Source organism: Streptomyces sp. NPDC101166, from assembly GCF_044768125.1.
In the GTDB taxonomy this organism is placed as follows: domain Bacteria; phylum Actinomycetota; class Actinomycetes; order Streptomycetales; family Streptomycetaceae; genus Streptomyces.
This window is the reverse complement of record NZ_JBIWPF010000009.1, coordinates 210,343-216,392: the sequence shown is the minus strand read 5'-3', so window position 1 is coordinate 216,392 and position 6,050 is coordinate 210,343. Positions and strand designations below refer to the sequence as shown.

The following is a 6,050-nucleotide window of genomic DNA, read 5'->3' as shown; positions in this document are numbered from 1 at the left end:
GCCATGCCGCGGGGTGCGGTTGCCTGCCTTCGCTCCGTGGCGGCGGGCGGCCTCGCTCCGGGGTGCGGTTGCCTGCTACCCGTCCTGACTGCGGGCGGCCATGCCGCGGGGTGCGGTTGCCTGCCTTCGCTCCGTGGCGGCGGGCGGCCTCGCTCCGGGGTGCGGCTGCCCGCTACCCGTCCTGACTGCGGGCAGTCGTGCCGCTGGGGCGGCACGGGTGGGCGCAGCGGCGCCCCGCGAGCGTGGCGAGCGAACCCCACCTCACGGTCACCCCGACGCGCGGCGCCCCCAAAAACCACACGGCCGCCCGGACACACCCCGTGCACCCTCCAAGACCCACCGTGCCGAAACCGCGGGACATAACACCCCCCTCCACCCACCCCGCCCCCCGGCGGCCGAGCAGAACCGTTCCACCCCTGACCCAGCGTCACATCCCCGTGTCCCCCCACGTCACGGGCCTGATACCGTCCCCGCCAACGGCCGATTCCAAACCTGGTCCGCTACCCCCACCCCGTACCATCACGTTTCGTCGCTGAGAGGTTGGAGCATGCCGGACGACGTCGTCGCAGCCCGGGCCGCCGCCGAGGAGGAGTCGGCCTTCTCGCACCCGGCGGTCGACCCCGACGCCACCGCCTCCTACGGCGACCACCCCGACCAGGTGATCGACTTCTACGCACCGCGCGCGGGCGCCGCCCCGACCGACACCGTCCCCCTGATCGTCGTCCTCCACGGCGGCGCCTGGCGTGCTCCGTACGACCGACGGCACATCACACCGTTCGCGGACTACCTCGCCAACCGGGGCTTCGCCGTGGCGAACGTGGAGTACCGCCGAGGCCGGGAAGAGGGAACGGAGCCGATCGCCGGACGCTGGCCCCACACCTTCGACGACGTGGCCGCCGCCCTCGACGCCCTCCCCGCCCTGGCTCGCGAGGCCCTCCCGCAGGCGGACCCCCGCCGCACGGTGCTCACCGGACACTCGGCGGGCGGCCACCTCGCCCTGTGGGCGGCGGCCCGGCATGTCCTGCCCGCCGACGCCCCTTGGCGCACCGGCGGCCCCGCCCCGCTCCGGGGCGTCGTCGCACTCGCCCCCATCGCGGACTTCGAGGTCGCCGAGAAGCTGAACGTCTGCGGGAACGCGGCCCGCCAACTCCTCGGAGGCGACGAGCACTTCGTCGAAAGGCAGCCGTACGCCGACCCCGCGCTCCTCCTCCCGACCGGCATCGCGACGACCCTCGTGCAGGGCCGCACCGACCTCGTCGTCTCGCAGGCGGTCGCCGAGTCGTACGCGGACGCGGCGGCGAAGGCGGGCGAGATGGTAGGACTGACGCTGCTGGAGGACGTCGGCCACTTCCCGCTGATCGACCCGCTGGCGGACGCGTGCGCGGTGGTGGCGGAGGAGATCGCACAACTGGCGTGGTGAGGGACTCGCACAACTGGCGTGGTGAGGGACCGGACAGGGACACGCGCCGTGCCCCTCCAGCAGGACCCCGGTCATACCCGTAGTACCTGGGAGCTACGCCGAAGAAGAGTTCTGCGGCGGGACGCGAACGACGACCGCTGATCCGTAACTTCCCATCCTGTGACGCCCGATGACCGGGCGGACGGCACGGGAGGGGCGGGCGATGCAGGCGGCCACGAGGCGGAAGCACAGCCAGAACTACGCGACACCGGAAGCGGAGCCGAGGACGAGGCTGCTCCGACGCTGCCTGTGCGCCCTGCTCGCCGTCCTGATCACGGCCGCCATAGCGGTCCCCCTTTCCGCCGCGGCCCGCCCCCGCGTCCCCGCCCCGCCGCCCGCCGACCTCGCTCCGCCGACGGCGCGGACACTGCAGCAGACGTACGCCGCCCACCGGGCCAACGCCGAACTCGCGGCGCGGATGGCCGCGGAGCACGGGGACCGTCGCCGCGCCGCGGCGGATCACACGCTGGCCGACCCGTCCCGCGCGCTCCTCGCCTTCGACGGCCGGGGTCCGGGCCGCGCGATCGAGGTGCTCGGCGACCTCGCGGGCGCCGAGCGCGTGGCGATCCTGATACCAGGCTCGGACACCTCGCTGGACACCTACGAACGCTTCCACAGGGCGGCGGCGGCCCTGCACCGAAGCCTTGCCCAGGCGTCCCCCGCCGGCCGGCGCACCGCGGTGGTCGCCTGGCTCGGCTACGCCACTCCCCGCACGGTCAGCACCACGGCGGCCACCGCGAGCCGGGCCGAGGAAGCGGCCCCGGTGCTGCGGAAGTTCGTCGACGACCTGCGATCGGTGACCGGCCCCGCCGCGCACGTCAGTCTCCTGTGCCACTCGTACGGCTCGGTCGTGTGCGGCCGCGCCGCCGACGGCATGGACGTGGACGACCTGGTCCTGCTGGGCAGCCCGGGGACGGGCGCGGACTCGGCCGGAGAGCTGGGCACCCGCGCGCGGGTCTGGGCGGCCCGGGGCGCCGACGACTGGGTGGCGGAGGTCCCGCACGCAGAGGTCGACCTGTTCGGCACGAAGCTCGGCTTCGGCACCGACCCCATGTCCCCTTCCTTCGGCGCCGACGTCTTCACCGCCGGCCCCGGGGGCCACAGCGACTACTTCCGGCCGGACACGGAATCCCTGACCAACATCACCCGGATCGTCCTTGGCCGGGCCGAGGAGGTGACCCATGGGTGAATTCCGCCAACTCATCCTCGCCTCCACAAGGGACCGAGCCACAGACGCCCTCCGGGCCGTCGCGATCCTCGGTGTGGTCCTCGGCCACTGGCTGGTGACCGCCCTGGTCGCGTCCCCCGGCGGCGCCCTCCGCGCCGCGAGCCCGCTCGCGTCCATGCCCTGGCTGGCGCCCGTCTCCTGGACGTTCCAGACCCTGGCGCTGTTCTTCATGGTCGGCGGCCATGTGGCGACGAAAAGCCGCATCTCGTCACGCGCGCGGGGTGAGACCTACGGCGGCTGGCTGCGCAAACGGCTCGCCCGCCTGTTCGCTCCGGTAGCGGCCCTCCTCATGCTGTGGACGGCGATCGCCGTCTCCCTCCTCCTGGGCGGCGCGACGCCCGTCACCGTGCACACCGTGCTGAAGCTGGCGCTGTCCCCGCTGTGGTTCCTGCTGGTGTTCGCCGTACTGACCGCGGCGACCCCGCTGCTGTCCCGGCTGAACCCCCTGTGGCCGTTGGCCGTCGTCCTGCATGTGGACCTCGTGCGCTTCGGGCTCGGCGGCCCCGCCTGGCTCGGCTGGGTGAACCTGGCGGCCGGCTGGCTGGTGCCGTACACCCTGGGGGCGGCCTGGACGCGCGGCGAACTGGAACGCCCGCGCGCCGGCTGGGCCTTGCTCGTCGGCGGCGCGGTGACGACCGCGGTGCTCATCGGCTGGGCGGGCTACCCGGCGTCGATGGTGGGCGTCCCGGGCGCGGCCGTGTCGAACCTCAACCCGCCCACGCTGGCCGCCGTCACCTTCGGCCTCGCCCAGTGCGGTCTGGCCCTGCTGCTGCGCGACCGTCTGCGCCGGGCGATGGAAAGGCCCCTGGCGTGGACGGCCGTGGCACTGGTGAACCTCTTCGCGATGACGCTCTTCCTCTGGCACCAGACGGCCCTGATGGCGACCACCGCGACCGCCCTCCTCGCAGGCACTCTGCCCGGTCTGCACACCTCCCCGGACGACCCGCGCTGGATAGCGGTCCGTCTCCTGTGGCTGCCGGTCTTCGCCCTCGTCCTCGGCGTCTGCTGTGCGGCGTTCCACGGCTTCGAGAGACGAACCGGGAAGCGGACGAGCAGGGCCCGCGGCGGCCGGTCCCGGGTGGTCCAGGTCCGGTACCGATCGCAGACCACGCGAGCCAAGTCGGCCCACGATGCATAGAGTTGAGCCCGTGCCCCAGGAGACCAGCAGCGCAGCCGGCCGTGTCGCTCCCGCGGCGCCACGCCGGTCTCGCCTCGGCCGCCTGCGCGCAGCGACCGGCGCGACCGGCGCGGCCGCCTCAGGAGGCTCCCGGCGACGGCGCGCCTTGCGCTGGCTGCGGCTGCCGGGGGTCGTGGCGGTGTGCTACGTCGCCCTGGGCATCGCGCTGACCGGCCAGGAACAGCTCGGCCGCTACAACCTGGGCACGGAGCTTGCCGTGGTGGCCGCGTTCGCGCAGGGGTCGGTGGTCGTCGCCGCCCTGTGGCGGCCGGCCCCGGCCTGGGCGCTGTCCCTGGCGGGCACGGTCGTGGCGGCGGTGGCCGCCCGGCCGACCCTCGTCGGTCATCCGGTCCCGGGGCCCCCGTGGCCCTGGACGCCCACGGAAATCCTCGCCCATGCCATCGTGTTCCTGCTCCTCGCGCTGAAGGTGCGTCCGCGCCTCTCCTTCACGATGCTGCTCGCCACCACCGTGACGACCTGGGTGGTCCAGGGCCTGATCGGCGGCGCGACCTACACCTCGACGGGACTCGCCGCCGTCGCGATCTTCACCGCGGTCGTCCTCGTCGGCACCGCCTTGCGAGGGCTCGGCGAGGCCCGCAGCCAGCTCGTCGAGCAGGAGACGATCACCGCCGAGGAGCGCGGCCGCCGCACGCTGCTGGAGGAGCGCAATCGCATCGCCCGTGAACTGCACGACGTGGTCGCCCACCACATGTCGGTGATCTCCATCCAGGCGCAGGTGGCTCCCCACCTGGTGGAGAACCCGTCCGAGGAACTCAAGGAGAACCTCGCCGGGATCCGCCACAACGCCCTGGAGGCGCTCGCCGAACTGCGCCGCGTTCTCGGCGTGCTGCGCTCCGAGAACCCCGAGGACCCCTACGGGCTCGGGGCGGCCGGCACCGGTTCCGCCCCGGACACCCCGCAGCCCACCCTGGACCGCCTCGACGCCCTCCTGGACAACACCCGGGCCGCCGGTCTGCACGTCGTCGCGGAGACAGAGGGCGAGACGCCGGCGTACCCGCCGGGCGTGCAGCTGTCGGCGTACCGGATGGTGCAGGAGGCGCTCAGCAACGCCCTGCGGCACGCGCCCGGGTCGAGCGTGCGGGTACGGATCACCCATGAGCCGCGTGGTCTGCATCTGGAGGTCGTCAACTCCCGCCCGAGCAAGCCGGTCCGACCTTCCCCGGGCGCCGGGCACGGTCTCCTCGGGATGCGGGAGCGGGCCGCGATGCTCGGCGGACACGTCAGCGCGCAGCCGACGCTGCACGGCGGGTTCATGGTCTCCGCTTTCCTCCCGAAGGACGGCACCGCGCCCCCGCCGGCCGAGGCCGCGGAGCCGTCCGCGGACCTCGAACTGATCTTCCCCGTCCCGCGCGCCACGACGCCGGAGTTCCTGGCCGAGCTCCCGGCGCCGCCGGCGAGACCCGCGTCCGGGCAGCCGACCACGACAGGAGACGACCTCCCATGACGAGCGGGACCATCCGCGTCTTGATCGCCGACGACCAGCAGATGGTCCGGCAGGGTTTCACCGTGCTGCTCAACGCGCAGCCCGGCATCGAGGTGGTCGGTCAGGCGGTCGACGGCAAGGACGCCGTCGAGAAGGTCGCGGAACTCGCCCCGGACGTCGTGCTGATGGACATCCGCATGCCGGAGCACAACGGGATCGAGGCCACCGAGCGCATCACCGTCAAGACCCCCGAGATCAAGGTGCTGGTGCTCACCACCTTCGATCTCGACGAGTACGTGTACGACGCGTTGCGCGCCGGCGCTTCCGGGTTCATGCTGAAGGACGCGTCCGCCGAGCAGCTCGCGGAGGCCGTCCGGATCGTCGCGGCCGGTGACGCGCTGCTGGCCCCCGGCGTGACCCGCAAGCTGATCGCCGAGTTCTCCCGCCTGAACGGCTCGCCGCGCACCCCGCTGAAGGAGCGCGTCGGCGATCTCACCGAGCGGGAGACGGAGGTCCTCAGCCTCATCGCGCAGGGCCTGTCCAACGCGGAGATCGCCGCGCACCTGTGTGTGGCCGAGCAGACCGTGAAGACCCATGTGGGCCGCATCCTGGTGAAACTCGGCCTGCGGGACCGCACCCAGGCGGCCGTGTTCGCCTACGAGTCGGGCCTGGTCCGCCCCGCCGGATACTGACGTCCGCCACCCGTAGTACTTGAGGGGGACTTCGCAGAACCCCCCTCACT

5 protein-coding genes are annotated in these 6,050 nt (G+C 73.3%); all 5 read left to right on the top strand.

The window, feature by feature from the left end; genetic code table 11:
- The first annotated feature begins 547 nt into the window (after positions 1-547).
- On the top strand, positions 548-1,420 hold the full coding sequence (locus ACIRS4_RS18315; RefSeq protein WP_404196583.1) for an alpha/beta hydrolase: 873 nt from the start codon (positions 548-550) through the stop codon (positions 1,418-1,420).
- 202 nt (positions 1,421-1,622) lie between these two features.
- Entirely contained in the window at positions 1,623-2,648 is a 1,026-nt protein-coding gene (locus tag ACIRS4_RS18310; RefSeq protein WP_404196580.1) for an alpha/beta hydrolase, read from the top strand.
- The gene (locus tag ACIRS4_RS18305; RefSeq protein WP_404196578.1) at positions 2,641-3,825 is read left to right on the top strand and encodes an acyltransferase; all 1,185 of its coding nucleotides are present in this window, start codon (positions 2,641-2,643) and stop codon (positions 3,823-3,825) included. The genes ACIRS4_RS18310 and ACIRS4_RS18305 overlap by 8 nt, the downstream gene beginning before the upstream one ends.
- Positions 3,818-5,329: a sensor histidine kinase gene (locus tag ACIRS4_RS18300; RefSeq protein WP_404196575.1), complete on the top strand. Its 1,512-nt coding sequence runs from the start codon at positions 3,818-3,820 to the stop codon at positions 5,327-5,329. Before ACIRS4_RS18305 ends, ACIRS4_RS18300 begins: the two co-directional genes overlap by 8 nt.
- Positions 5,326-6,000, top strand: a complete 675-nt coding sequence (locus ACIRS4_RS18295; RefSeq protein ID WP_404196573.1) for a response regulator — start codon at positions 5,326-5,328, stop codon at positions 5,998-6,000. Before ACIRS4_RS18300 ends, ACIRS4_RS18295 begins: the two co-directional genes overlap by 4 nt.
- Positions 6,001-6,050: the final 50 nt, after the last annotated feature.